The 24,820-nt window shown below is 54.8% G+C and carries 25 protein-coding genes; 23 read left to right on the forward strand and 2 right to left on the reverse strand.

Annotated elements, in window-relative coordinates; translation table 11 throughout:
* Positions 1-57 precede the first annotated feature (57 nt).
* The 5 genes from KGZ89_09520 to KGZ89_09540 are packed head-to-tail and all read left to right on the forward strand — an operon-like array spanning position 58 to position 4,576.
* The gene (locus KGZ89_09520) at positions 58-492 is read left to right on the forward strand and encodes a zinc ribbon domain-containing protein (GenBank protein ID MBS3975081.1); all 435 of its coding nucleotides are present in this window, start codon (positions 58-60) and stop codon (positions 490-492) included.
* Positions 493-514: 22 nt separating this feature from the next.
* A complete protein-coding gene (thrS, locus tag KGZ89_09525; protein MBS3975082.1) occupies positions 515-2,422 on the forward strand; it encodes a threonine--tRNA ligase in 1,908 nt (635 codons plus the stop codon).
* Positions 2,423-2,469: 47 nt separating this feature from the next.
* The gene (gene cysK / locus KGZ89_09530; GenBank protein ID MBS3975083.1) at positions 2,470-3,435 is read left to right on the forward strand and encodes a cysteine synthase A; all 966 of its coding nucleotides are present in this window, start codon (positions 2,470-2,472) and stop codon (positions 3,433-3,435) included.
* Positions 3,436-3,855, forward strand: a complete 420-nt coding sequence (locus tag KGZ89_09535; GenBank protein MBS3975084.1) for an Rrf2 family transcriptional regulator — start codon at positions 3,436-3,438, stop codon at positions 3,853-3,855.
* Between the two features lie 16 nt (positions 3,856-3,871).
* On the forward strand, positions 3,872-4,576 hold the full coding sequence (locus KGZ89_09540) for an exopolysaccharide biosynthesis protein (GenBank protein ID MBS3975085.1): 705 nt from the start codon (positions 3,872-3,874) through the stop codon (positions 4,574-4,576).
* A gap of 6 nt (positions 4,577-4,582) precedes the next feature.
* On the opposite strand, the gene KGZ89_09545 is transcribed toward KGZ89_09540, so the two are convergent.
* On the reverse strand, positions 4,583-5,452 hold the full coding sequence (locus tag KGZ89_09545) for an NAD(P)-dependent oxidoreductase (GenBank protein ID MBS3975086.1): 870 nt from the start codon (positions 5,450-5,452) through the stop codon (positions 4,583-4,585).
* 326 nt (positions 5,453-5,778) lie between these two features.
* On the opposite strand from KGZ89_09545, the gene infC reads away from it, so the two are divergent.
* From infC to KGZ89_09635, 18 genes are all read left to right on the forward strand, one after another.
* The gene (infC, locus tag KGZ89_09550) at positions 5,779-6,354 is read left to right on the forward strand and encodes a translation initiation factor IF-3 (protein ID MBS3975087.1); all 576 of its coding nucleotides are present in this window, start codon (positions 5,779-5,781) and stop codon (positions 6,352-6,354) included.
* 9 nt (positions 6,355-6,363) lie between these two features.
* On the forward strand, positions 6,364-6,564 hold the full coding sequence (gene rpmI, locus KGZ89_09555; protein ID MBS3975088.1) for a 50S ribosomal protein L35: 201 nt from the start codon (positions 6,364-6,366) through the stop codon (positions 6,562-6,564).
* Between the two features lie 39 nt (positions 6,565-6,603).
* Entirely contained in the window at positions 6,604-6,963 is a 360-nt protein-coding gene (gene rplT / locus KGZ89_09560; GenBank protein MBS3975089.1) for a 50S ribosomal protein L20, read from the forward strand.
* Between the two features lie 211 nt (positions 6,964-7,174).
* Complete coding sequence (locus tag KGZ89_09565) at positions 7,175-7,660, forward strand: hypothetical protein (GenBank protein ID MBS3975090.1); 486 nt, start codon at positions 7,175-7,177, stop codon at positions 7,658-7,660.
* A gap of 35 nt (positions 7,661-7,695) precedes the next feature.
* Positions 7,696-8,070 (forward strand): signal peptidase I, encoded by a 375-nt coding sequence (locus tag KGZ89_09570; protein ID MBS3975091.1) that lies wholly within the window; start codon positions 7,696-7,698, stop codon positions 8,068-8,070.
* 146 nt (positions 8,071-8,216) lie between these two features.
* Positions 8,217-9,281 carry a phenylalanine--tRNA ligase subunit alpha gene (gene pheS / locus KGZ89_09575; protein MBS3975092.1) on the forward strand — a complete coding sequence of 355 codons (1,065 nt, stop codon included), beginning with the start codon at positions 8,217-8,219 and terminating at the stop codon, positions 9,279-9,281.
* A 60-nt stretch (positions 9,282-9,341) separates the two neighbouring features.
* Complete coding sequence (locus tag KGZ89_09580; GenBank protein MBS3975093.1) at positions 9,342-11,813, forward strand: phenylalanine--tRNA ligase subunit beta; 2,472 nt, start codon at positions 9,342-9,344, stop codon at positions 11,811-11,813.
* A 153-nt stretch (positions 11,814-11,966) separates the two neighbouring features.
* Entirely contained in the window at positions 11,967-13,004 is a 1,038-nt protein-coding gene (locus tag KGZ89_09585) for an N-acetyl-gamma-glutamyl-phosphate reductase (GenBank protein MBS3975094.1), read from the forward strand.
* Between the two features lie 26 nt (positions 13,005-13,030).
* Positions 13,031-14,233 (forward strand): bifunctional glutamate N-acetyltransferase/amino-acid acetyltransferase ArgJ, encoded by a 1,203-nt coding sequence (gene argJ, locus KGZ89_09590; GenBank protein MBS3975095.1) that lies wholly within the window; start codon positions 13,031-13,033, stop codon positions 14,231-14,233.
* Positions 14,234-14,271: 38 nt separating this feature from the next.
* Positions 14,272-15,156 (forward strand): acetylglutamate kinase, encoded by an 885-nt coding sequence (gene argB, locus KGZ89_09595; GenBank protein MBS3975096.1) that lies wholly within the window; start codon positions 14,272-14,274, stop codon positions 15,154-15,156.
* Complete coding sequence (locus KGZ89_09600) at positions 15,156-16,364, forward strand: aspartate aminotransferase family protein (GenBank protein ID MBS3975097.1); 1,209 nt, start codon at positions 15,156-15,158, stop codon at positions 16,362-16,364. The genes argB and KGZ89_09600 overlap by 1 nt, the downstream gene beginning before the upstream one ends.
* Complete coding sequence (argF, locus tag KGZ89_09605) at positions 16,364-17,299, forward strand: ornithine carbamoyltransferase (GenBank protein ID MBS3975098.1); 936 nt, start codon at positions 16,364-16,366, stop codon at positions 17,297-17,299. Before KGZ89_09600 ends, argF begins: the two co-directional genes overlap by 1 nt.
* Before the next feature lie 45 nt (positions 17,300-17,344).
* Positions 17,345-17,773: an ArgR family transcriptional regulator gene (locus KGZ89_09610; GenBank protein ID MBS3975099.1), complete on the forward strand. Its 429-nt coding sequence runs from the start codon at positions 17,345-17,347 to the stop codon at positions 17,771-17,773.
* Between the two features lie 50 nt (positions 17,774-17,823).
* Positions 17,824-19,047: an argininosuccinate synthase gene (locus KGZ89_09615; protein MBS3975100.1), complete on the forward strand. Its 1,224-nt coding sequence runs from the start codon at positions 17,824-17,826 to the stop codon at positions 19,045-19,047.
* Positions 19,048-19,057: 10 nt separating this feature from the next.
* The gene (locus tag KGZ89_09620; protein ID MBS3975101.1) at positions 19,058-19,465 is read left to right on the forward strand and encodes a hypothetical protein; all 408 of its coding nucleotides are present in this window, start codon (positions 19,058-19,060) and stop codon (positions 19,463-19,465) included.
* Positions 19,458-20,885, forward strand: coding sequence for an argininosuccinate lyase (gene argH, locus KGZ89_09625; GenBank protein MBS3975102.1), 1,428 nt, complete (start codon positions 19,458-19,460; stop codon positions 20,883-20,885). The genes KGZ89_09620 and argH overlap by 8 nt, the downstream gene beginning before the upstream one ends.
* The gene (locus tag KGZ89_09630) at positions 20,860-21,510 is read left to right on the forward strand and encodes a DNA-3-methyladenine glycosylase (GenBank protein ID MBS3975103.1); all 651 of its coding nucleotides are present in this window, start codon (positions 20,860-20,862) and stop codon (positions 21,508-21,510) included. The genes argH and KGZ89_09630 overlap by 26 nt, the downstream gene beginning before the upstream one ends.
* A 14-nt stretch (positions 21,511-21,524) precedes the next feature.
* A complete protein-coding gene (locus KGZ89_09635; protein ID MBS3975104.1) occupies positions 21,525-22,478 on the forward strand; it encodes an NGG1p interacting factor NIF3 in 954 nt (317 codons plus the stop codon).
* 20 nt (positions 22,479-22,498) lie between these two features.
* Here the strand turns inward: KGZ89_09635 and KGZ89_09640 are convergent, their stop codons facing one another.
* Positions 22,499-24,754, reverse strand: coding sequence for a PBP1A family penicillin-binding protein (locus KGZ89_09640; GenBank protein MBS3975105.1), 2,256 nt, complete (start codon positions 24,752-24,754; stop codon positions 22,499-22,501).
* Positions 24,755-24,820 lie beyond the last annotated feature (66 nt).

A 24,820-nucleotide genomic window follows, 5' to 3' on the forward strand; every position in this document is an offset into this window, starting at 1 on the left:
GCACTTCTGCGGTGGTTTTTTGGTTGTCATTTCGATCGTCAAAAAGAAAGGGAGGTCATGGGCGACATTTTCGGAGGTTTATTGGCTAACCCGGCGGTTATACTCGTCAGGAACCTGTTGATTCTGTTCTACATTGTCTTTCACTTTGCCCTGACGTTCTGGACGATACGCGATGCCTCACGTCGCGGGGCCATGAGCTGGTTTTGGGGCGTGGCGGTCCTAATCTTTGGGCTTGCGGGCTGGGCTATCTATCAGGTAGTGCGCCCACCGGAGCTTGCTGCGGACGCCCGGGAGCGGGATCTGGAGATTCGCGCTAAGGAAATCATGCTCCAAAGGGATCTTGAGACCTGCCCGGCATGCTACAAGCCGGTTGAAAAAGATTTCCTCATCTGTCCTTATTGCATGAAAAAACTGCGCAACTCTTGCACCGAATGCAAGAAGCCCCTAAAGCCAGGTTGGGGCGTATGTCCATACTGCAAGATCAAACAGTAGAGGTCCTCCAAAGATGCCGGATATTTCTGTAAGGCTTCCAGACAACAGCGAAAAGCTCGTGCCCGAAGGCTCGAGTGTCTCCGATCTGGCGTACGCGATCGGTTCGCGGCTCGGCGATTCCGCTTTAGCAGCGAAGGTCAACGACGCATTCGTCGACATGAGTCATCCGCTCGCCGATGGTGACTCCGTCGAGATTATCACCGAGAAAAGCCCGGCGGCTCTTGAGATTCTGCGCCATTCGGCCGCGCATGTGATGGCCGAGGCGGTAAAGGAGCTCTTTCCGCAGGCTACCTTCGGCATCGGTCCCGCGATCGAGGAGGGTTTTTACTATGATATCGCACTCGACCGCTCTCTTACGCCGGAGGATCTGATCGCGATTGAGGAGCGGATGACGCAAATCATCGCCGATAAAAGGACTTTCATGCGCCGGGAAGTCAATTCCTCGGAGGCCTTAAAGATATTCGCCGCCGAGCCATACAAGCTTGAGCTGATCGAGGAGCTACCCGAAGACGAGGTTATCTCGATCTATGGACAGGGCGTGTTCACCGATCTTTGCCGAGGCCCTCACATTCCTCACACCGGCCGAATCGGCGCTTTCAAGCTGATGAAGCTTGCCGGAGCGTACTGGCGCGGCGATTCCTCTCGCCCGATGCTGCAGCGAATCTACGGCACCGCGTGGTTCACCCCCAAGGAGCTGCAAGATTATCTGACGCGCCTTGAAGAGGCCGAACGCCGGGACCACAGGAAGCTCGGTCGCGAGCTGGACCTGTTCTCCCTGCACGATGAGGCCGGAGCCGGACTTCCCATCTACCATCCCAAGGGCGCCTGGATGCTGCGAACCATTCAGCAGTGGCTTCGCGAAGAGCTCTACCGAAGGGGCTACGAAGAGGTCATCACTCCTCACGTGTACAAGGCTGATGTCTGGAAAACATCCGGACACTGGGACAACTATCGGGAGCACATGTACTTCTTCCAGGTCGATGAGGGCGAAGGAAGAGTCAACGACTATGGCATCAAGCCAATGAACTGTCCGGGTCACATTATGGTCTTTGGCAACGATGTCCGCTCCTACAGGGATCTGCCGATGCGGCTCTTTGAGTTCGGGACCGTCTATCGCCACGAACTGTCGGGAGTCATGCACGGCCTCATGCGCGCACGCGGATTCACGCAGGATGACGCACACATCTTTTGCACCCCCGAGCAGGTTCACGATGAGGTCATTCGCATGCTTGACCTGGTCGATTACGTCAACGGAACGTTCGGTTTCGAGTACACGGCAGAGGTTTCGACTCGCCCTGAAAAATCGATGGGCACAGACGAGATGTGGCAGGTGGCCACGGAAGGACTAACGGGGGCGCTTGTCGAACGGGGGCTCGATTACGAGATCAACGAAGGTGACGGCGCCTTTTACGGGCCCAAGATCGACATAAAGCTGCGTGACGCGATCGGACGCACGTGGCAGACGGCCACCATCCAGGCGGACTTCAATTTGCCAGAGCGTTTCGACATCACTTACAGAACCGCCGAGAACACCCAGGCGCGGCCGTTTACTTTGCACAGGACGATCCTCGGCAGCATGGAGCGGTTCCTCGGCATATTGATTGAGCATTATGCGGGCGCGTTTCCGCTGTGGCTTGCGCCGGTTCAGATAGCGATCGTGCCGATAGCCGATAGGCATCTGGAGTATTGCGAGTCGCTGCGCCAGAACCTTCAAGGAGCGAAGTTGCGTGTCGAGAGTTACAGCGACAATGAGCCGATGCGCATTCGTATCGCCAAGGCCCAACAGAAGAAGGTGCCTTATACGCTGGTAATCGGGGATAAAGAGATCGAAACTGGCGGCGTTTCGGTCAGAAAGCACGGCGAGGGCGACATTGGGGCGATGAGTGTCAGCGACTTTATGGCACTGGTTTTGCCTGAAGCCATAAAGTAGTAAAGGTATTCGTCCGGCTTGAATTTCGGGTGAAAGGTCAGAAGAAAATGGGACACTTCGCGCACTACTTCGACAACGTTATCGACACAATCGGAAACACACCCGTGGTACCGCTCTCTCGACTCGCCGAAGGATTGCCGGCGAGAGTTCTCGTGAAAATGGAGTCCCGAAACCCTGGCGGCTCGGTCAAGGACCGCATCGGCATGGCGATGATCTTCGATGCGGAGAATCGCGGCCTGATCACACCCGGCAGCTCCGTTATCGTAGAGCCCACAAGCGGAAATACGGGAATCGCGCTGGCCATGGTCGGAGCGGCGAAAGGCTACCGGGTAATACTTACCATGCCGGAGTCCATGTCGCTTGAGCGGCGGCAGCTTCTGAAGGCTTTCGGTGCAACGCTGGTTCTCACTCCCAAGGAAAAGGGCATGAAGGGCGCTGTCGAGGAGGCGCGGAGGATCGCTGACGAAACACCCGGCGCCTGGCTCGCGGGCCAGTTCGATAACCCAGCGAACCCTGCCGTTCACTACGCGACCACAGGTCCCGAGATTGACGATGCCGTCGGCCAAGAAAAGCTTGGCGCGTTTGTCGCAGGTGTGGGAACCGGCGGAACGATCTCAGGCGGCGGACGCTACCTGAAGGAGAAGCGCCCCGGAGCGCTTGCCATAGCGGTCGAGCCCGCAGAATCTCCCATAATCACCCAGAGCAGGGCCGGAGCTGAGCTTACTCCAGCGCCGCATCTGATTCAGGGCATAGGCGCGAACTTCATACCCTCGATACTGGATATGGCCGTTCTCGACGAGGTGATCACCATCGACGCGCAGCTCGCTATCGAGACAGCTCGTCGTCTTGCCGCCGAGGAAGGACTCCTTGTTGGCATCTCAAGCGGAGCGAACGTCGCTGCGGCGCTGCAAGTCGCTTCGCGACCGGAGTTGGCAGGCACCGTTGTCGTCACCGTCGCGCCTTCGACGGGCGAGCGCTATCTCACCACAAAGCTGTGGGAGGAGCTCGGATAAGTGATGCGTGTCTCACAGCGGCTCGACTATGCGCTTCGCGCGGTTGTGTTGCTTGCCGCGCAGCCGCCAGGGAAGTATGTCGCGGCAGGTGAGCTCGCCGATCGCCTGTTGTTGCCTCGGCGTTTTGTAGAGCAGCAACTCTCGGCGCTGGTCAAAGCCGGCATAGTCGATAGCCGACGCGGCCCGGCCGGCGGAGTAGCATTGGCGCGTGCGCCTCGCGAGATATACATGCTCGATTTGGTGCGCGCAGTGCAAGGCGCTGTGATCGACGTGCCAAAGCAAGCGGAATCGGCGGTGGCCGAGATGTGGCAGCACATGGCAGTGGTGGTGGAAGAGTATCTGGCGTCGAAAACAGTCGAGGACCTGCTGGCAAGAGAGCGGGAGCTCGAAGCTCGGCGCATATCCATGTATTACATCTGATTTACTGGAGATATAGATGCAAAATGATCCTGCGGCGAAGGAAAATGACGGCGGCGAAGACCACGGTGATCCTGCTGGGCACGACGATCACAGCACCGAGTCACTTGGCGAGACGCTCGATTTTGTGATAGTGCAACTTCCCGACGGGCAGGTTACGCTTGCCGAGATTCGGGACATGCTTGGCGAGGGAAGCCTGCTGATACTGGTGGCACTGTTGGTAGTGGTGTTTTTGGTGCCGGTGTCGATTCCAGGTGTCAGCACGGTGTTTGGCACCGGGATACTACTGATATCTGTCAGCCGAATTCTCGGCCGCAGTCTGTGGTTGCCACAGCGGGTTGCCAGCCGTACGATCTCCTCGGAAAAGCTCTCACTGGCGCTAAGGCAGGGCGCGAAGTGGCTCCACCGGCTTGAAAAGATCAGCAAGCCGCGCCGCCTTCCCGTTTTGGTGCTAGGAAAGCCTGCGGGATTGGTGAACAATCTGGCGATGATCGCCGGGACCTTGATGCTGATGGTTCCGCTGGGGCTGGTTCCTTTCACAAATACGCTGCCGGCGCTCGCACTGCTGGCGTTTTCGATTGGGTTGCTGCAAAAAGATGGATTTTGCGTATTGGGAGGGCATCTGCTCAACCTGGCCACAGTGATCTACTTTGCGGCATTGGCACTCGGCGGAGGCGTGGCTATCCAGGAGCTTTTCAAGCGCGCCGCTGGGTGGCTTTTCTGACCGAAGTCAGGATTTGTCTCTTATCGCCTCAAGTACCGCCGAGAAATCCTCATCGCCATGCCCATCTATCCGGGCCTTGATGAACGCCTGATTGATCGCCGCAGTCACGGCAAGCGGCTGGTCGACCCTGTCGGCAAGAGCAAGTGCCAGCCGCAAGTCTTTTTGCATGTGCTTGAGCGGGAAGCTCGCCGGGTACTCCCGCGATATGAGCTGGGGCCCTTTGGCGCGCAGTAGTGGGCTTGAAACCACCCCGGCGTCGAGCAGGTCCAGTAAAACGGGGAGCTCGAGGCCGCTTTTCTCGGCAAGTGCCACACCCTCGGCAAGAGCCGTCATGGCGCCGGCCATGATCGCGTTGATCACGAGCTTCATCTTGGCGCCCTCGCCAACATCCCCAAGGTAGACCGCCATCTTGCCCATCGCGCTGAATGCCGGCTCGGCATCGTCGAAAAGATCACGCTGGCCTGCCGCCATGATGATAAGCTGCCCGTCTTCCGCCGGCTTTTTCGTTCCCGAGACCGGCGCTTCCAGGAAGCGACCGCCGCGAGAGGTGACCGCTTGCGATATCTCGATAGCTGTGGCGTCGTCGATGGTAGACATCTCCACGTAGTCGTGACAGGGTCCGACGGCGGTCAGTACTCCGTTATTCCCGAAGCACAGCCCCCGCGAGGCTGTGGGGTCGGAGACCATTGCGAAGGTTATCTGCGAGGCAGCTACCACCTCGGCCGGGTTTGCGCCACCCTTCGCGCCGATATTTAGCAGCGGAGCGATTTTGTCCGCGGTGCGGTTCCACACCGTGACGTCGTGGCCGTCGCGAACCAGATTCGCAGCCATCGCGCTTCCCATGATGCCTAAGCCCAGAAATCCGTATTTCGCCATCTTGTAACCACTCCCTAACGAATCGGCTGGACGAGATTTCCTATGAGGCAATTCGAAGTATTGGACATGATGACATGCTAGCGCTATACTGCCAACTCAATCGCATATGCTCTTCTTCAAGAGGGAACCTGTTCAGCAGTGAGGGGACCCCACCTTGCGGCGCCTGTATTGGCAGCTGTCTGGTCGATACGAAGCAGCGAGACCGTTGTGTTAGATGCAATGGCCTTTCGCTGAATGTCCTGTCGACCTTGAGTCGCAGGACTTTTTTCTTGTAGAGGAGTTTGCGGTACGGTTCTAAATGTATTGAAAGGCGGAGGTGAAGGCCGATTAGCACTATCGATCCGAGGATCAACGAGAAGATTCGTGTGCCGCGCGTGCGGCTGATTGGCGTTGATGGTTCGCAGCTTGGGATTTTCGCGCTTGCTGATGCTCAAAGGATAGCCGACGACCAAAATCTGGATCTAGTGGAAGTCGCCCCGGAGGGCGATCCGCCGGTGTGCCGGATTATGGATTACGGCAAGTACAAGTACGAGCAGGATATGAAGGCCAAGAAAGCCCGGAAGCATCAGACCAAGATCGAGATCAAAGAGATCAAGTTCCGGCCAAAGATCGACAAGCATGATTACGAGACCAAGAAAAAGCACATAGTGCGATTCTTAACAGCGGGAGCCAAGGTCAAGGTAACAATCATGTTTCGTGGACGTGAGATGGTTCATGCCGAGCGTGGACTCGCGATTTTGGAGCGCCTTGCCGAGGAACTTTCTGAGATAGCTGTGATAGATTCGCAACCAAAGCTTGAGGGTAGAAACATGTTTATGTTGATCACCCCCACAAAGAAAGAGCTGCCCAAGAAGCCTGACGTTGAGGTTGTGCAATTAGACGCGGCTCAGAGTGAAGATTAGGAGTACGCCATGCCAAAGATGAGAACTCACAAGAGTACAGCGAAAAGGTTCAAGCCGACCGGTTCCGGTCGCAAGATAAAGCGAGCCAATGCCTTCAAGAGCCATATCCTTGAGAAGAAAAGCCCGAAGCGCAAGCGTGCATTTGCGGCATCTTCTTATGTACACAAGTCCGACGAGAGAGTGATTCGTAAGCAGCTCGGCATCGGTTAAGGTGGCCGTGTATCTGTAGTTACAGGAGAGTGATCTGTCATGCCCAGAGTAAAACGTAGTGTAGGCGCAAGAAAGAAGCGACGCACTGTACTGTCTCAAGCCAAGGGTTATTACGGCGCAAAAAGCCGTAGTTATAAAGCGGCAAAAGAGCAGGTTCAGCACTCACTTCAGTATGCCTACCGTGACCGGAGGAACAAAAAGAGGGAGATCCGCAAGTTGTGGATTGCCCGAATCAATGCTGGAGCCCGTCTGAGCGGGTTGTCGTACTCGCAGTTTATGAACGGTCTGAAGAAGGCCGAAGTGGAGCTGGATCGCAAGATATTGTCGGATATGGCAATCAATGATCCTGCCTCTTTTGCTAAGTTGGTTGATCTTGCGAAGGAGCATCTCGTCGCCTGAGAGTTTTTCAAGATCAAATACCTACTTGGGCCTTGCGGCAACGCAGGGCCCTTGTTGTTTTCGGAGCATGCGCTTCGGCTCCAAAATTGCCACCGTTTAGGGATTGGCAAGGAATCGGTTATGCGCCTCCAGTAATGTCCGGTACTGCGTGGCCGCGCACTTTATCGGATACCGGTTCCCTCTGCCGGGAAAATTGCCAGGAGGTATGTATATGAAGAAGTTATGGGTTTGTCTTTCGGGTGCAGCGCTCGTTGTTTGTGTGGGATTTGCCAGCGCTTACTTCAACGCTCAAATTTCGGTTCCAGAAAACGTGATCCGAGCCGGAAGTGTGAGCGTTGCGAGTGTACCGGCATCATCGGCGGTCTCCGCTGAAAATATTGCGCCTGGAGCACTTGTTTCGCGGCAGTTCACGGTTCGCAACACTGGAACCTTGCCGTCTAATGTTGTGGTGACGGGTGCCAGGAGATCAGGCATCACAGCGTTTTATGATGCGCTGCTCGTAAGGGTCTCCGATGGCACCCGGGTGATCTATGAGGGCAAACTAAGCGCCTTGCGAACCACTCCGGTCAAGATTGCCGCCGGCGACTCGGCGAATCTTGTGTTTGATATGACACTGCCTGCCGATGCACCTGATTCGATGATGGGTGATCACGTCAATCTCACACTCCACATCAATGCCGAGCAAGATATCCAGTGAGAGCAAGATATTTATTGAGATGGAGGCAGTATCTGGTGCCCTTACTCGGCGGCATATTAATCGGATTGTGCTTGCTGATGCTCAGGATTGTGTTTGTGACAGGCGCTTCCATGGAACCTGCTTTGAGCAAGGGGGATATATGTATCGTTGTAAGGGGGCTAACGGCCCAAAAAGGGGATATCATCTTTTATGGTAAACCCCAAAGTCGACCGACAGTGCATCGGGTACTGAGGGTAACTAGAGCAGGGGCATTCGTGACTCAAGGTGACGCAAATGAGTTTCCGGACTTTGAGCCGGTCCTGCCGGAGGACGTCATTGGGCCGGTAGTGATTGTCATACCTACCGGGGCGGCCTTGACAGAGTGGAAGCAGGCAACGATGGGTGCTACACTCCTGAACCATCTTGAGTAAGCACTTAATGACTGCACATGTGTAGCAAACTACCTGGTTTGGAGGGATAGCCGACTTTTGCCCGCTTCTATGGCTGATATTTATGGCCAAGGGCGAAAGTCGGCTGTTGTTTATAATGTATGACCAGATAATCAGTCAGGAGTAGCATGGAAATCATCGATGAACTGAATCAGATTCGCGCCGAGGCGATTTCGGCTTCGGCTGCATCTGAAGATCTGGCGACGCTTGAAGAGCTTCGGGTCAGATACCTCGGCAAGAAAAGCCGTCTGACACAGATCCTCCGCACATTAGGGACACTGCCGGCTTCAGATCGATCCGTGATTGGAAGCGTCTCAAATCAGGTTCGCACAGAGGTGCAAGGCGCGATTGAGAACCGCAAGGCCGCGCTGGAAGAGCTTGCTTTTGAGAGAGAGATACTTTCGGGTGCTTTGGATGTGACCTTGCCCGGCCGCAGGCGGTCTTTGGGTCACCAGCATCTAATTGAGCGTATTACTCGTGAGATAGTCACAATATTTATTGGTCTTGGCTACAAGGTCGCCGAAGGACCTCAGGTTGAATTGGGCTACTACAACTTCACGGCCTTGAACACCCCTGAAGCGCATCCAGCCCGTTCCTCAAGCGATACCTTTTATGTGGAAGATCTTTCGGGGCAGGGGCGGGCGGCGGAAACGGGAGAGGCGGATGTGCTTTTGCGCACCCACACCAGTCCTGTTCAGGTTCGCGTGATGGAGACACAGAAGCCACCGATCTACGTGCTCGCACCGGGGAAAGTTTTTCGGCGCGACATACCCGATCCGAGCCATCTACCACAGTTTACGCAGGTCGAAGGGCTTGTGGTCGACGAGGACATCACCTTCGCTGATCTGAAGGGCACCCTGGATTACTTCTGTCACGAGATGTTCGGCGCGGATCGCAAAACTCGCTTCCGCCCACATTTTTTTCCTTTCACCGAACCCTCGGCTGAGGTAGACGTATCGTGCGGGATATGCAACGGATCTGGCTGCCGCTTTTGCGGGAATACGGGTTGGCTTGAGATCCTCGGATGTGGAATGGTGGATCCGAATGTGTTCGGATATGTCGGGATCGATCCTGAGCAGTTCACGGGGTTTGCCTTCGGCATGGGCGTTGAGAGGATAGCTGCGCTCAAGTACGACTTGCCCGATTTGCGCATGCTTGTCGAGGGAGACATGAGATTTTTGACCCAGTTTTGAGAGATGAGCTATTCGCACAAATGCCGTTGTTCACCATAAAGTAGAAACGAGTAGGCCCTCATGCGTGTTCCAATGAAATGGCTATCCGAGTTCGTCGAGGTGAAAGTGCCCGTCGAGCGACTGGTTGATGTCCTGGAAAACACAGGAACTGCGGTTGCTGCCCTTCACAAGATAGGTGCCGACCTCGAAGGGGTTGTGGTTGGGCTTATCACCGCGAAGGAACGCCACCCTGACGCCGATAAGCTGTGGGTGACAATGGTGGACGTTGGGGGAGAAGCAGGGCTACAGATTGTTTGTGGGGCTCAAAACTTCTCTGTGGGCGATCGTGTACCTGTTGCTGTGCCCGGAGTGGTTCTTCCAAACGGTCAGACCATCAAAAAGGCGAAGATACGCGGGATAGAAAGCTCGGGCATGAACTGCTCGGCGTCCGAGCTTGGAATTGGGCAGGATCAGGATGGAATTCTTATTTTGCCGCCTGATGCCCCGGTTGGCACCGCATTTAGTGATCACTATGCGCAATCCGATTTTGTTCTTGAGCTTGAGATAACTCCGAATCGGCCCGACTGCCTGTCTGTTATCGGAGTGGCCAGAGAGGTCGCTGCGGCCCTGGACTTACCGTTTCAAGCCCCAGCCAGCGCTCAATCCGAGAGTGCTTTGGGGGAGAGCGAGCCGGTGCATATCGAGATCGTTGATTCCGATTTATGCCCGAGGTACTGTGCGGCCTTGGTTCGTGGTGTCAAAGTTGGCCCCTCTCCTGAGTGGCTCGAACAGCGATTGACTGCAGTGGGTGTGCGCCCGATAAACAATGTTGTCGATATCACTAACTATGTGATGTTTGAGATGGGCCAACCCCTGCACGCTTTCGACCTGAAAAAGCTCTCTCGGCCAGATGGGCGTCCGCGGATTATTGTGCGCCGAGCTGAGAATGGAGAGCGCCTGAAGACGCTTGATGGAGTCGAAAGAAAACTGACAGATGATATGCTGGTCATATGTGATCCCGCTGGCCCGATTGCGCTGGCGGGCGTCATGGGGGGCGAAGCGACTGAGGTTTCAGGGACTACTGTAGATGTCCTGCTTGAGTCGGCGGCCTTCGATCCTGTGTCGATTTCAAAAACGTCGCGTACCCTAAATTTGCTCTCGGAGGCATCGACGCGCTTCGAACGAGGAGTGGACTCTTCGGCCTGTCTTGCTGTCCTGAGTCGAGCAGCCCAGTTGATGGCCGAAGTTTGTGGCGGAGAAATACATCTTGGGTTGTCCGACGCCCACCCAAAGGTGAGCCCTGCGCGGCGTATCGATCTTCGGGAGGGACAACTACACCGGATAACTGGCGCAGGTATATCTCTGACGGAGGCGGCGCAGATTCTTGAGAAGCTTGGGCTGACAGTCGAAATCGGTCCCGGCGTTTTACACGCACAGATACCTTCGTTTCGACCCGATCTTTCACGGGAGATCGATCTTGTCGAGGAGATTTTGAGGCTCTGGGGTATGGAGCGAGTATCTCCGACACTTCCGAAAGGGCGCGGCCGATTGGGCCGCTTGACTCCGTTCCAGGAATGGCGAGAGCGGGCTGGGGCTACACTTAGAGCCTCGGGGCTAAATGAGACCATGACTTACGTTTTTTGTGATCCTCGGGACTTGGAGAGCGTGCGGTTTGAGCTTCCCCCCGGCGAAGTGCCGGTCAGGCTGCTCAATCCAATGTCTGAGGAACAGGCGGTATTGCGCAGATTGTTGCTGCCAGGCTTGCTTCGGTCAGTTTCATACAATCAAAGACGAGGAGTCACAGGAGTTCAGCTTTATGAGATAGCAAATATCTTTATCTCTGCCGAGGGCCGCCAGCTACCTAAGGAGCGAGAGGTTGTTGGAGCGGTTTTGGCTGGTCAGTGGCAACCGCCGGCTTGGCATGATCAGAAGATTACAGGTGGCACCAGCAAGGCCCAAACTGGCTGTGATCTACCGTCGGGCGGCGCGGCGCTCGGTTTTTTCGACGCCAAGGGTGTGATCGAGACACTGACAATGGATATGGGAACCGAATCAGTGAGCTTCCGTGCGGCACAGATCGCCTGGCTGCAGCCAGGTCGCTCGGCGGAGGTAGTTGTCGGCAGCGATGTCGTCGGCTGGCTTGGTGAGGTGCACCCCAAGGTTCTTGCCACTTTTGAGTGCAATGGCCCAGTTGTGGCTTTTGAGCTCTCGCTTGCGGCACTCATCAAACAGGCTCGTTCTGTGAAAAGATACAAAGGTATACCCAAATTTCCAGCTATAGAGATCGATGTCGCATTGGTGGTTCCTGTAACCCAGAGCGCCGAGAGTATTCGGCAGGCGATCGCGTCTTCTGCGGGCTCACTTCTCGAATCAGTGCGTTTGTTCGATGTGTTTTCGGGATACAACGTGCAGCCAGGATATAAAAGCCTTGCGTTCTCATTGTCGTATCGATCTGCAGACAGAACACTGACTGAAGAGGAGGTAAGGCCTGTTCACGACAGGATGCTTCGAAAGGTCGAAAAGGCTGTTGGCGCTAAACTGCGGGGAGCCTGAGTTTTCGGATATATGTATATAATTGATAAAATATTACTTATAACTGTAATATTTTGCACAAATAAACAAAATTATTGACAATGATGTTGCCCGGTGTGTAGTATCTGAAGCTCACTTCACGGTATCGCTTTTGTGTGGGCAAGGAGCGCACTAATGATGGATGTCGCAATCGTTGGCGCATCTGGTTATGCTGGAATCGAGTTGACTCGTATATTGGCGGGTCATCCTGACTTTCGCCTCGTGATGGTGACTTCTCACGCCGAAGCTGGCAGGCTCGTCTCGGAAGTCTATCCAAAACTCACCACCTTGACTGATCTGCGCTACGAGGCGCCGGAAATTTCGCTTCTTGCGAGGCGTGCTCAGGTGGTGTTTCTGGCTGTTCCTCATAGCGTATCGATGGGTATCGTTCCGGAATTATATAAAGCTGGCGCTGTAATCATCGATGCCTCCGCAGACTACCGGCTGAAAGACCCCAATAGTTATGAACGCTGGTACGGGACCGCTCATAGTAGTCCGGAGTTGTTGAGCCATGCTGTTTATGGATTGCCCGAGGTCGATCGATCCAGTTTGCCCGGCGCACAACTGATTGCTTGCCCTGGCTGTTACCCAACGGCAACTGCACTGGCCGCAGCACCAGCCTTGCAAGCAGGCATAGTTTCCGGAAACAGGATAATCGTCGATGCAAAGTCGGGTGTGTCGGGTGCAGGTAAAGAGGCTACGGCTATGACTCACTTTCCTGCTATCAATGAAACAGTTGCTGCTTACAAGGTTGGATCGCACAGGCATATTCCGGAAATGGAGCAGCAGCTCTCCATGCTCGCGCAAAGAAAGATGCAGGTAGCATTTACTCCACATCTAATCCCTATGACCCGAGGGCTTCTCTCAACCGTTTACATGGAGCTTTCCGAGCCCATGACCACGGAGGAAGTATTTGTTATGTATGAGGATCGCTATCGGGAAGAGCCTTTCATTACGATTTGCGAGCCTGGACAGATGCCGTCGACTGGTGAGGTGAGCGGAACGAATCGAGCTCACATAGGAGTTACTTGCGATCCCTCCGGAGTAATCATAGTCACCTGTGCGATAGACAATCTAATCAAGGGAACCTCAGGGCAGGCTGTGCAGTGCGCGAACATCGCGCTTGGAATTGAAGAGACAACAGGGCTAAAAATGCTGGCCCCTGTGATATAGGAGACGTTGTGGTGAAGGCATACTCGATCGACGCCATTACTGGTGGGATTCTTGCGCCAAAGGGGTTTTTGGCTTCAGGGATTGCAGCCGGATTAAAAAAGGGCGGAAAACTGGATATAGCGCTTATCGATGCAGGACGTCCCGTTCCCGCCGCCGCCTTGTTTACCGCCAGCTCCATGGCGGCCGCTCCGGTCACTGTCTCTCGTGAAAATGTATCATCAGGGCAGATCAGGGCAGTTATTGTTAATGCAGGAAACGCGAATGCGTGTACCGGAGAGAGGGGACTTGCCGATGCCAGGACTATGGCAGCGGTGACTGCCGAGGCGCTCGGTGACACTCCCGATCATATCCTGGTCGCCTCGACCGGAGTAATCGGCGTACCACTGCCTATCGATGTCGTGACCTCGGGTATTCGTGTTGCTGCTTCCGAGTTAAGTTCGGACTCTGCATCGCAGGCAGCCCAGGCAATCATGACCACAGATACGACTGTCAAGGAATCTGCAGTTGCCGTGAACGTCGGCGGAGCTAGTTACCGTATAGGCGGCATGGCTAAGGGCAGTGGGATGATAATGCCGAACATGGCTACGATGCTCGGATTTCTTACCACAGACGCGCCACTTACCCCTGATGCGTGTCGTAAGGCGCTTGAGGCGGCAAACTTTGTGACATTCAATCGGATATCCGTTGACGGCGAGACCTCTACTAACGATATGGTTGTCCTGATGGCATCAGGAGCGCTGGAGGGTGAGCCAATCGATGTCGATCACTCTGCGTACCCCGCAATCGAAGCCGCTGTAACAAGAGTTTGCATGGATCTTGCGCACATGGTCGTCAGGGACGGGGAGGGTGCAACACGCTTTGTTACAGTCGCTGTCCAAGGAGCACTCTCTGAGGCCGAGGCCGATGTCGTTGCCCGCTCGATCGCAAATTCGCCGCTCGTCAAGACTGCTATATTTGGTGGCGACGCGAACTGGGGCCGGGTTGCAATGGCAGTAGGTAAGGCGCCGGCGACGATAGATCCATCACGACTGGAGATAACTTTTGCGGACATCACTACTTGTCGCAATGGCATGGCGGTTCCCTTCAGTGAAGAAGACGCTGCTGCCGCGTTGGCGCAAGAGGATATTACAATAATCGTCGACCTGCATCTCGGTACTGCTATGGCTACAGTTTGGACTTGCGACCTGTCTTATGAGTATGTGCGCATAAATGGAGAGTATCGTTCTTGAAAGTAGGTATAGAACAAATGTCGGAGAGGACCTGTCCAATGACGGACATTCACCTAAAGGCATCAACTCTTACAGAGGCGCTTCCGTGGATCAAGCGAACCTGGGGCCGAACCATTGTCATCAAGTATGGCGGCTCGGCCATGACAGATCCTGTGCTGCGGGCTCACGTCGCAAGCGACATTGTGCTTATGAAGCTGGTTGGAATCAATCCGGTAATCGTCCACGGGGGAGGGCCTGATATCACAGCCTACATGGATCTCCTCGGTATGCCGGTTGAGTTTCAGGGTGGCTTGCGCGTGACATCCGATGCGGCCATGGAGATCGTCAAGATGGTGCTGGTCGGCAAGGTCAACAAAGAGCTTGTCTCTGCAATAAACATGCACGGACGGCTTGCAGTTGGAATATCCGGAGAAGATGCCAATCTCATACAGGCCAATCAGCTTTCATCCGATCTGGGCCGCGTGGGCAACGTGACAAACATCGACACGACGGTCGTTTTCAATCTGATCGAAGACGGGTTCATTCCTGTGATCGCGACTGTTGCGACCGGCGAGGACGGCGGCTCATTTAATGTGAATGCTGATGTAGTTGCCGGTAGACTGGCTGCGGATCTGGGCGCCGATAAAGTTATATTCCTGACAGACGTTGACGGGCTTTATGCCGACAGCGAGGACAAGGAAACCCTTATCCGAAAGCTCAGCATCGAACAGGCCGAAGCGATGATAAGCGGCCGCAAAATTGGTGGAGGGATGATTCCCAAGGTGAGCGCCTGTGTCAGCGCCTTGCAAGCTGGTGTGAAACGCGCCCATATATTGAACGGTACGGTTCCACACGCATTGCTGCTTGAAGTCTATACCGAAGAGGGCGTTGGAACGATGATCACCCCTGTCGAAGAACCCTGGCTTAAAGAGGAAGTAATCTAGTGGGTCAGGAGTTCGAAAGAATAGCGGCGCTCGACTCGGCTGCACACATGAACACGTACGCGCGCAAGCCCGTGCTGTTCGTGCGCGGTGAAGGGACTCGTTTGTTCGACGATCGAGGACGTGAATACGTGGATTTCATGAGCGGCATCGGGACTGTCAATCTCGGCCACTCACATCCTGCGGTTATCGAAGCCGTGAAAAGACAAATCGAAAAGCTTACCCATGTGACGAACCTGTTTTATGTGGAGCATCGCGCCGATCTGGCCTTTCAGATAAGCGAGCTTTTTGGCGGAGGCGCCAAGGTCTTTTTCTGCAACTCGGGTGCCGAGGCAATCGAGGGTGCGGTCAAGCTGGCTCGCAAGTGGGCATCGATACACAAAGGCCCCCAGGCACGCACCATTGTCACGGCGCATCGCTCGTTTCACGGCAGAACGCTGGCCTCTTTGGCGGCCACAGGGCAGGCCGACAAGAGGGATTCGTTTACCCCCGTCTCGCCGGGATTCGTGCATGTGGACCTCAATGACATCCATGCTCTGGAAGAGGTTGTGGACGAGAGTGTATGTGCTGTGCTGCTCGAACCTGTACAGGGAGAAGGAGGAGTATTTCCCTGTGACCCAGAATATCTCTTTGAGGTTCGCGCGTTGTGCGACAAGCGGGAAGTCCTGCTGATCTTCGATGAGGTTCAGTGCGGGATCTATCGAACGGGACCTGTGTTCGCGCATCAATCAGCCATGATCAGGCCGCACATTATGACGCTAGCCAAAGCGCTTGGAAATGGGCTTCCGATAGGCGCCGTGGTCGCAGACGACTCCGTGGCTACGGCTTTCGGCCCCGGCGATCACGGGTCTACATTCGGAGGCGGACCTGTGGTGTGCGCGGCGGCTCGCGCGACGCTGGATGCACTGCATGAGGAGGATCTCGGGAGAAATGCTTCAACCTTGGGCGCCGTTTTGCATGAAGGTCTTTCCGAGATTATGGCCCGCACCGGTGAAATCGTGGAAGTGAGGCAGTCAGGACTGATGGTGGCCGCTGATCTGAAGCGACCAGTTGCCGCCGAGGTGGTCGCTCGGGCGCTGTCCGACGGACTGGTTCTCAACAATACCTCGCCTGTTACACTGAGGTTCTTGCCCCCGCTCTGTTGTGATTTGGCCGAAATCGACATGATGCTTGACTACCTTGAGCAGGTATTGGTGGGTGGCAGGAGCTGATGGGAGGTTCGATGAAGGGTCGAGATTTACTCACCATGGCAGATCTTTCCGCCGAGGAGCTACGCCTCATTCTGGATCAAGCCACTCGGCAGAAGCGTGAGTGGGCGCAGGGCGACAGGAGACAAACCCATGCGGACAGCTCTGTGGCTCTCATATTTATGAAACCTTCGCTGCGCACACGTGTTTCCTTCGAAGTCGCTTGTCACAGGCTGGGGGCCTATCCTGTTGTATTGAGCGGCAGCGACAACGTGTTTTCTCGGGGCGAGAGCGTCTACGACTCGGTTAAAACGCTCGAGCGCTACGTGGATGCTATCTGTGTGCGAACCTTTCAGCACTCACAGGTCGATGCGCTGGCTGAAATCTCAAGAGCTCCGGTCATAAATATGCTCACCGACGACCATCATCCATGCCAGGGACTCGCCGATCTGCTGACAGTAGAGGAGCACTTCGGAAAGCTTTCCGGTCTCACCTTGGCGTACATAGGTGATGGGAACAACATGGCTAATACCTACATGCTTGCTGGAGCCATTGCTGGCATGAACGTTGTTATCGCCGTTCCAGCTGGGTATGAGCCTCCAGACGCGGTTGTGAGGCAAGCTCGTCTCCTCGGCAATAGCACAAAGGCGAGCATTCACCTGGTGCGAGATCCCCGCGAAGCGGTCCGCGGTGCAAACATTGTCGTAACGGATACCTGGACGTCGATGGGGCAGGAAGACGAGCGCGCAGATAGACTTCTGGCTTTTGCCGGGTACTGCGTAGATGAGAGCATGATGAAACTCGCTGACCGTGACGCGGTATTCATGCATTGCCTGCCGGCGCACCGCGGGGAAGAGGTCACCGATGCAGTTTTGGATGGCTCTAACTCTCTGATTTTTGAGCAGGCAGAAAATCGCTTGCACGTACAGAAAGCGTTACTTTCACTGGTAATTGCCTAAAGGCCTGATCGTTTTGTTGCGGGAAGAAGAAAGTGAAGTGATTTTATGGGGAAGCGTGAAGAGCGACAGAGCCTGATAAAGGCGATTGTTCGAGAAGAGTTGATACGTACCCAGCGAGATCTTGTAGAGGGCCTAATGAGGCGAGGCCTAAACTGCACACAGGCGACCGTGTCGAGGGATATTTCCAACCTGGGCCTGCGCAAACTCCCCGAGGGGATATATGTGCTCGCAGAAGATTTGCACCTTCAGCGTATGATCTCTGAGCTGGTGGTCGACGTTGTGCATAGTGGAAATTTAATGCTCGTCAAAGCTTCACCAGGGACCGCTCCGGGAGTGGCGGCGGCAATGGACAAAGCCGAGCTTGCTGGGGTTCTCGGCAGTATAGCTGGAGACGATACCGTGCTTGTGATAGCCGAAAATGAGATTGAGGCCCAGCGACTAAAAGATCAGTTGTCGAAGTTTCGAGGGAAATAAGCTTACCCAAAGGTCTGGGAACCCTAAAACTGGAAAGGACTTACAAGAATATGGCTCGCGAGAAGTGTGTGTTGGCGTACTCGGGCGGACTGGATACTTCGGTCGCCATTCGCTGGATACAGGAAAACTTGGATATGGATGTCATTGCACTTGCCGTTGATGTGGGGCAAGAGCGTCAAGACTTGGAGTTCGTGCGCCAGAAGGCTCTAACTATCGGGGCTGTCGAATCGATTGTGAAGGATGTCCGGGAGGAGTATGTCGCCGAATATCTAAGCAAGGCACTGAAGGCAAATGCGCTATATGAGAACAATTACCCCCTGGTAAGCGCGCTATCACGGCCGATCATAGTCAAGCATCTGGTTGAGGAGGCCCATGCTCACAAGGCTCGTTATGTTGCACACGGCTGCACGGGCAAAGGTAATGACCAGGTTCGTTTTGAGGTGGGGGTCGCTTGCCTTGATCCAGAGCTGGAGATCGTTGCTCCGGTTAGGGAGTGGGAGCTAAAAACTCGAGATCAGGCTATGGAGTGGGCTCAAGCACGGGGAATTCCGGTGCCTACTACAAAAGAAAGCCCATACTCAATCGATGACAACCTTTGGGGTCGCGCCATCGAATGCGGCATACTTGAGGATCCCTGGGTAGAGCCTCCGCAGGACATATACTCTTTGACTGCGAATTCCGGTGATGCAAAGTGCGGCGATGCAGAGTATGTGACACTCACCTTCAATCAAGGCCTTCCCGTTGCGATCGATGGCACGGAAATGAGCTTTTTGGACGTTATCACTAACATGAACAAGCTTGCGGGGCGACATGGTTTCGGCAGGATAGACATGATTGAGAACCGGCTTGTGGGAGTAAAATCTCGCGAGATATACGAGGTTCCAGGTGCGCTGGCGTTGATAAACGCGCACAAGGCACTTGAAGAGCTATGTCTGGAGCGTTCGGTGGCTCACTACAAGCTAGGCGTTGAGCAGAAGTGGGCGGAGCTCGTATATAACGGCATGTGGTTCTCTCCGCTAAAAGAAGCCCTCGACAGTTTTGTGGAAACAACGCAACAGCTAGTGACAGGTGATGTCAGAGTGAAGTTTTTCAATGGAAGCTGTGTTGTTGTCGGCCGCCGGAGTCCTTACTCCCTTTACGACTATAAGCTTGCGACCTATGACGAGGCAGACTCCTTCGACCACACCGCTGCCAGGGGATTTGTGCAGCTACATGGCTTGCCGGCCAAGGTATGGGCGCAGCAGCGTAATCGAGCTCGAGTGGATGCGGATTGATGGGTGCTCAGTGATTAGCAAGAGTGATATTCGCGTTATGTTGGCCGGGGTCGCATGGATATCTGTCTGGGCGCTACTTGGGGCCGCATTCTCGTGGCTTCCGAACGCCGAGAGAATCGATTTTCAGACCGTTCGGTTCTCCTCGTTTGTGGGTCTCTTTATCGGTGTTATCGTAGGCGTTTTTGGCTCCACAGAGTCGCGTGGATCGAGGAATCAGAACATATTCGTAGTCGGCGCGATTCTTTTCGGGTCTGCCTTGCCGATTCTCTTTCCGGGGCACACTGCCAGAGATCAGTGGGCCTATAACATGGCTGCGATCGGCGCCGGCGCGCTACTTGCTTTTCCGGCCGCCAGATTCGCGGCTGCTGCAATCAGGCGAGTTATAAATTCAAGAGCAAAGGGTGGTTCAGGTGAATGAGCCAAAGAAGCCTTGGGCTGGCCGATTCGAAAAACCGACTACGAGGTTTCTGGATGAGTTTGGGGCCTCGCTAAAGGCGGATAAGCGAATGTGGGAGGAGGACATAAGGGGCTCCATTGCTCACGCGCGGATGCTCGCTGAGCAACAGATAATATCCAAAGATGACGCGGACGCAATCGAGGCCGGCCTCTCTGAAATTTTCAGGGAGATTCGCGATGGGCGGTTTAAGTTTGATGTGGCCGATGAGGACATTCACATGGCCATAGAGCGCGCACTGACGGAGCGAATCGGTCCTGCTGGGGGCAGGCTGCACACGGCTCGGAGCCGCAACGATCAGGTGGCGACCGATACTAGACTTTACGCCAAGAGAAGGGCGCTTGATCTGCTTCAGGCCAACATCCGATTGCGAGAAGCGATCGTGACTCTCGCACACATGCATCAGACTGTTTTGATGCCTGGATATACGCATATGCAAAAGGCTCAGCCGGTCCTCTTCAGTCATCATATGCTCGCGTACTTTTGGATGCTCTCACGTGACGCAACAAGATTTCGTCACGCATTTGAGGCCGCTGACTTCTTGCCGTTGGGCAGTGCGGCTTTGGCAGGAACCACGTTTCCGATAGACAGAAGCCTTGTGGCCGAGCGCCTTGGCTTTTCGCAAGTAACGCCCAATTCGATGGATGCGGTAAGCGACAGGGACTTCCTTGTTGACCTTGTGTACGCTTGCGCGCTCACGATGATTCACCTCTCCAGACTCTGTGAGGAGCTGGTTCTGTGGTCGACCGAGGAGTTCGGCTTTATCACGCTTGATGATTCATACTCAACCGGATCGAGCATCATGCCACAGAAGAAAAACCCCGATTTTGCTGAACTCATTCGTGGTAAATCAGGACGAACACTCGGCGACTTAGTTGCCTTACTCACCATGCTCAAATCCTTGCCGCTTGCATACAACAAAGATATGCAAGAAGACAAGGAAGCGGCCTTTGATGCCATAGATACGACTATTGATTCCATGACGGTCGCAGCGCCGATGCTTTCAACGATGCAAGTGAACAAAGATAGGATGTATCAGGCGTGCCTTGGAGGATTCATGGCCGCCACAGACCTTGCGGATCATCTGGTTTACTCGGGGATACCGTTTAGGTCGGCCCATGAGATTGTCGGCAAGCTCGTTTTGCAGTGTGAAAAAGCTGGCCGTACGCTTCAGGATCTGTCTTTTGAGGAGCTGGCTGCGATCCACCAAAGTTTCGCTGAGGACTCCGGCAAGCTCGTTGACATACGCTCCGTCGTTTCCAGAAGAAACAGCGAGGGTGGCACCGGGCCAGAAGCGCTTAGCTTACAGCTTGAGCGAGTGAATGAAACGATCGCCTCTGACATCGACTGGCTGGAAGATGCGAGAGCCGTTCCCTGGGCTTGAGGCAGGATGCGAGCGCGTCCCCCTTGGCCTGTTCGAAGGTGACCCCCGCCAAGTAGCGAGAGCGCTTCTCGGCAAGACTTTGATTACGCTAGACGGAGATATGACGACTGGCGGCAAGATCGTTGAGACAGAGGCATATTTAGGCCGAGACGACCCGGGAAGTCATGCCTCGACGAGAGGGATAACGCGCCGTAATGCAACGATGTATGGCCCTCCAGACTGCGCCTATGTGTATTTTGTCTACGGGATGCACCACATGCTCAATTTTGTCTGCCTTCCCGAAGGCCAGGCCGGCGCGGTGCTGATCAGGTCGATTGAGCCGACACTTGGACTCGAGGTCATGTCTGAGCGCAGGGGTGTTTCTTCTATCAGGGATCTAACACGCGGTCCTGGGCGACTTGCAAAGGCCCTCGGCATTAGCATGGCAGACAATGGCTCGAGGCTTGATGGGGACAGGTTCGCCCTATTCCAGGGAGACTCGGCCGATTTAGATATTTCCGTGTCTGGCCGAATAGGGCTCAGTGCCGGACACGAGCTTCAACTACGGTATTATTTGACAGACAACTCTTTTGTTTCATTTCGCAATTGGCGAAATACTCAATCGGTCCTAACAGACGAAGAATAGGAGTCAGCGTGAGCATAAAACTGATAGATATCTACAAGGTATGCGTCGACAAGGGCATAGCCAACGATCCAAGATCGCCCGAGGAAATCGAGGCACTACTGGCTGAAAAGAAGCAAGCTTTCGATAAGCTCGAGGACGCTGAGAGGGAGTTTTTCGACAGCGAGAAATTAACCAATCCCTATTCAGACACGCGAATCTGCTTTGGGGATCCGGCGCTTGATATCCGCGGGCTCATTGTTGGTATCGATATGGAGGTCGGCGAAATACTACTTGCTGACAGGATGCGGGAATCGGGCAAGCCCGTTGATTTAGTTTTTGCGCACCACCCCGAGGGCATTGGCTATGCGTCTATGCACGAAGTCATGGGAATGCAGGCAGACATATGGGCAGCTCAAGGTGTTAGTGTTGCGGCTGGCGACAGGCTGATTGAAACAAGAGCACAAGAGGTACGGCGCAAAATAATGCCCGCAAACCACTATCGAGCTGTTGACGCGGCGAGGTTGCTGGACATCGCTTTTCTGTCGTGCCATACGCCTGCCGACAATTCGGTGACCAGGTTTGTTCAGTCGCACCTCGACGAGAAGACGCCCAGGACACTCAATGACATCGTAAAGGTTCTGCGGGAGATCCCGGAGTATGCGGATGCGGCTCGCAAAGGATATGGCCCGAGCGTTATTGGGGGCAAAGGGTCTAACCGCGCCGGCAGGATCGTTGTCGACATGACCGGTGGCACTGAGGGCCCGAGCGAGGCTCTCGACAAGCTTGTAGACGCCGGAGTGGGCACCCTTGTTGGAATGCACTACTCGGAGGATCACCGCAAACACGCCGAGAAAATCAACCTGAACCTCGTTATTGCCGGGCACGTCTCAAGCGATGCTATAGGGATGAACCTCGTGCTCGATGAGGTAGAAAAGCTCGGCGAGGTAGAGATTTTCACCTGCTCCGGAATGATCCGCGTAAAGCGCTGATTTCAAGGTGTTGCCGCTTATTAAGGTCCACCCATCGGTGCTTCTGAAGGCGTTTCCGGCTCTGACGGAGGCGGGGTTGGCGCTATGTCGTCCGGCGGCGGTGTCGCTGGTGGCCCGGGCGCGGCTGCAGGCGCTGGACCTCTTGAGATGACGACGTTGATCACGGTGTTTTGCCTTACCCGCTCGGCACCTTCGGGCCTTTGCGAGATGATTGTCCCCCTAGGAACGGTTGCACTGAAGGCTTCGGTGAACGTAGCCTTCAGGCCCGCTTCATCCAGTGCCTCGGCGATTTGATTTCTTGACATGCCGGCAAGTGAAGGCACGGATATTCGCGAATCCCACTCGCGCTTCCATATGTATTTAGGTCGGTCCTGTCTCTCGAAGTCCGCCACCGCAAGTCCTTCATGGGCCGCTCTCATGAAATCGGCCCAGATAGGGGCAGCCAAAGTGCCTCCGAAGCCGCGCCGACCTCGGACGTTATTCATGGGCAATTCGGTTTCATGGTAGCCAACCCAAACAGCTGTAGATAGCTGTGGGGTGTACCCCACGAACCATGCATCTCGATTGAGCTGAGATGTTCCGGTCTTGCCAGCCGCTGGTCGCCCTATGGCTGCGCGCCTTGCGGTTCCACCAGTGATTACTCCACGCAGTATATTTGTAGTAGCGAACGCAACCTCGGGCTCCAGGGCTTTTGTGCCCTCAGGCTTTGACTCGTAAACAATCTCTCCGCTTGAATCGAGGATCTTCGTGATGGCGATAGGCGGAAAGTGCTCGCCACTAGTGGCAAGGGTTCCGTATGAAGATGCCATCTCTAGTGGAGTGACATTCTGGCTGCCAAGTGCAATAGAGGGCAGCGATGGGATTTCGGTCGTGATCCCCATTCTCTCCGCTACATCAGCGACCTTCTCGGCTCCGGTCGAGCCGCCGCGTTCGTTGAGATCCCAGATCAGGCGGGCGAAAACCGTATTGACGGACGCCCGGGTGGCTGCGTCGATTGAGATAAGCCCTCTGCCGCGACCCTCCGAGTTCGAGACATCCCAAACAGGTGTTGTTCTTATTCGAGCCGGCGATGAAGAGTCCATCAAGCGGTGTGGAGGCACGCCTTCTTCGATTGCCGCTATGAGCACAAAAGTTTTGAAGGCTGACCCAGGTTGGCGACTGCCCTGAGTTGCAAGATTGAACTTGTTCTGAGCGTAATTACGTCCTCCGACCATAGCTTTGATGTGACCGTTGCGCGGATCGACTGATACAAGGGCGGCGTCAGGATCTCCAGGCTGTCCGAGTGCGCTAAATACAGCGTTTTCCGCGTAGCCTTGCAGTCGCGTGTCGAGGGTGGTGTGCACGGTAAGCCCACCTTTGAAGACAAGCGCTTGGTCGTACTCCTGCTGGAGAAGTCTTCTGACGTGAGCGACAAAATAGTGAGCCGCGTAGATGCCATGGAGTGGCTCATCAGCGCGCTTGAGGCTCAGTGGCTCTGCGTTTGCCGATTCAAACTCATCTTCGGTTATGTATCCGTTGACTAGCATGCGGCGAAGGACATGCTCGCGGCGACTGAGAGCGCCTTCGGGATTTCCGAAAGGCGAGAGCCTACTTGGTTGTTGTGGAAGTCCGGCAAGAAGCGCCGCCTCAGCCAAAGTCAGCTCGTTTGCGTCTTTAGAGAAGAAAGTTTGCGCGGCAGCTTGCGCGCCATACGCGCCTTCCCCGTAGTAGATTGCGTTCAAATACAGCTCGAGAATCTCCTCTTTCGATTTCCTGCTTTCAAGCTCAAGCGCAAGGTATGCTTCTCGAACCTTGCGCTTGAGGGTGATATCCGTGCGCTCCTCCAGAAGAATGGTGTTTCTTATGTATTGCTGGGTAATCGTTGAAGCACCCTGTATGTCCCCACCCAACACGACCCCTTGAACAAATGCACGGGTAATTCCTCTCACATCGACGCCATTGTGCTGGTAGAAGCGCTCGTCCTCAACAGCAACAGAGGCCTCAACCAGGTAGGTCGAGATACTCGATATCGGAACCACAGTGCGATTCTCCAGGAACAATCTTGCCAGTAGCACGTCATCTGCCGAGTAGATGCGGGTTGCCTGGGCAACCTCGAATGCGTCAGGAGCGTTATAATCGGGAAGATCTTGAAGCCAACCCCCGATAAGGCCGTAGGCCGCGGCCACGCCTATCACCGTCATCAGGACGGTGACCAAGATTGTTGCAAGGGCAATGCGGAGAGCTTTGCCCGGCTTCGATCTTGCTCTTCGTTTGGCGCGTATGCGGTAGCTTGACATTATTGGTGTTTCGCCTCCTGATTACAGTTTGCCGTATTTGATCGATTTTTTTCTACAAAATTGGAC

This window comes from Actinomycetota bacterium (genome assembly GCA_018334075.1).
Classification (GTDB): domain Bacteria; phylum Actinomycetota; class Coriobacteriia; order Anaerosomatales; family UBA912; genus JAGXSC01.

Excerpts from the sequence above, each read along its gene's own strand:
- KGZ89_09520 (MBS3975081.1), top strand. The coding sequence starts at position 58 with ATGGGCGACATTTTCGGAGGTTTATTGGCTAACCCGGCGGTTATACTC.
- cysK (MBS3975083.1), top strand. The coding sequence starts at position 2,470 with ATGGGACACTTCGCGCACTACTTCGACAACGTTATCGACACAATCGGA.
- KGZ89_09540 (MBS3975085.1), top strand. The coding sequence starts at position 3,872 with ATGCAAAATGATCCTGCGGCGAAGGAAAATGACGGCGGCGAAGACCAC.
- KGZ89_09545 (MBS3975086.1), bottom strand. The coding sequence starts at position 5,452 with ATGGCGAAATACGGATTTCTGGGCTTAGGCATCATGGGAAGCGCGATG.
- rpmI (MBS3975088.1), top strand. The coding sequence starts at position 6,364 with ATGCCAAAGATGAGAACTCACAAGAGTACAGCGAAAAGGTTCAAGCCG.
- rplT (MBS3975089.1), top strand. The coding sequence starts at position 6,604 with ATGCCCAGAGTAAAACGTAGTGTAGGCGCAAGAAAGAAGCGACGCACT.
- KGZ89_09565 (MBS3975090.1), top strand. The coding sequence starts at position 7,175 with ATGAAGAAGTTATGGGTTTGTCTTTCGGGTGCAGCGCTCGTTGTTTGT.
- pheS (MBS3975092.1), top strand. The coding sequence starts at position 8,217 with ATGGAAATCATCGATGAACTGAATCAGATTCGCGCCGAGGCGATTTCG.
- KGZ89_09580 (MBS3975093.1), top strand. The coding sequence starts at position 9,342 with ATGCGTGTTCCAATGAAATGGCTATCCGAGTTCGTCGAGGTGAAAGTG.
- KGZ89_09585 (MBS3975094.1), top strand. The coding sequence starts at position 11,967 with ATGATGGATGTCGCAATCGTTGGCGCATCTGGTTATGCTGGAATCGAG.
- argB (MBS3975096.1), top strand. The coding sequence starts at position 14,272 with ATGACGGACATTCACCTAAAGGCATCAACTCTTACAGAGGCGCTTCCG.
- argF (MBS3975098.1), top strand. The coding sequence starts at position 16,364 with ATGGGAGGTTCGATGAAGGGTCGAGATTTACTCACCATGGCAGATCTT.
- KGZ89_09610 (MBS3975099.1), top strand. The coding sequence starts at position 17,345 with ATGGGGAAGCGTGAAGAGCGACAGAGCCTGATAAAGGCGATTGTTCGA.
- KGZ89_09615 (MBS3975100.1), top strand. The coding sequence starts at position 17,824 with ATGGCTCGCGAGAAGTGTGTGTTGGCGTACTCGGGCGGACTGGATACT.
- KGZ89_09630 (MBS3975103.1), top strand. The coding sequence starts at position 20,860 with ATGCGAGAGCCGTTCCCTGGGCTTGAGGCAGGATGCGAGCGCGTCCCC.
- KGZ89_09640 (MBS3975105.1), bottom strand. The coding sequence starts at position 24,754 with ATGTCAAGCTACCGCATACGCGCCAAACGAAGAGCAAGATCGAAGCCG.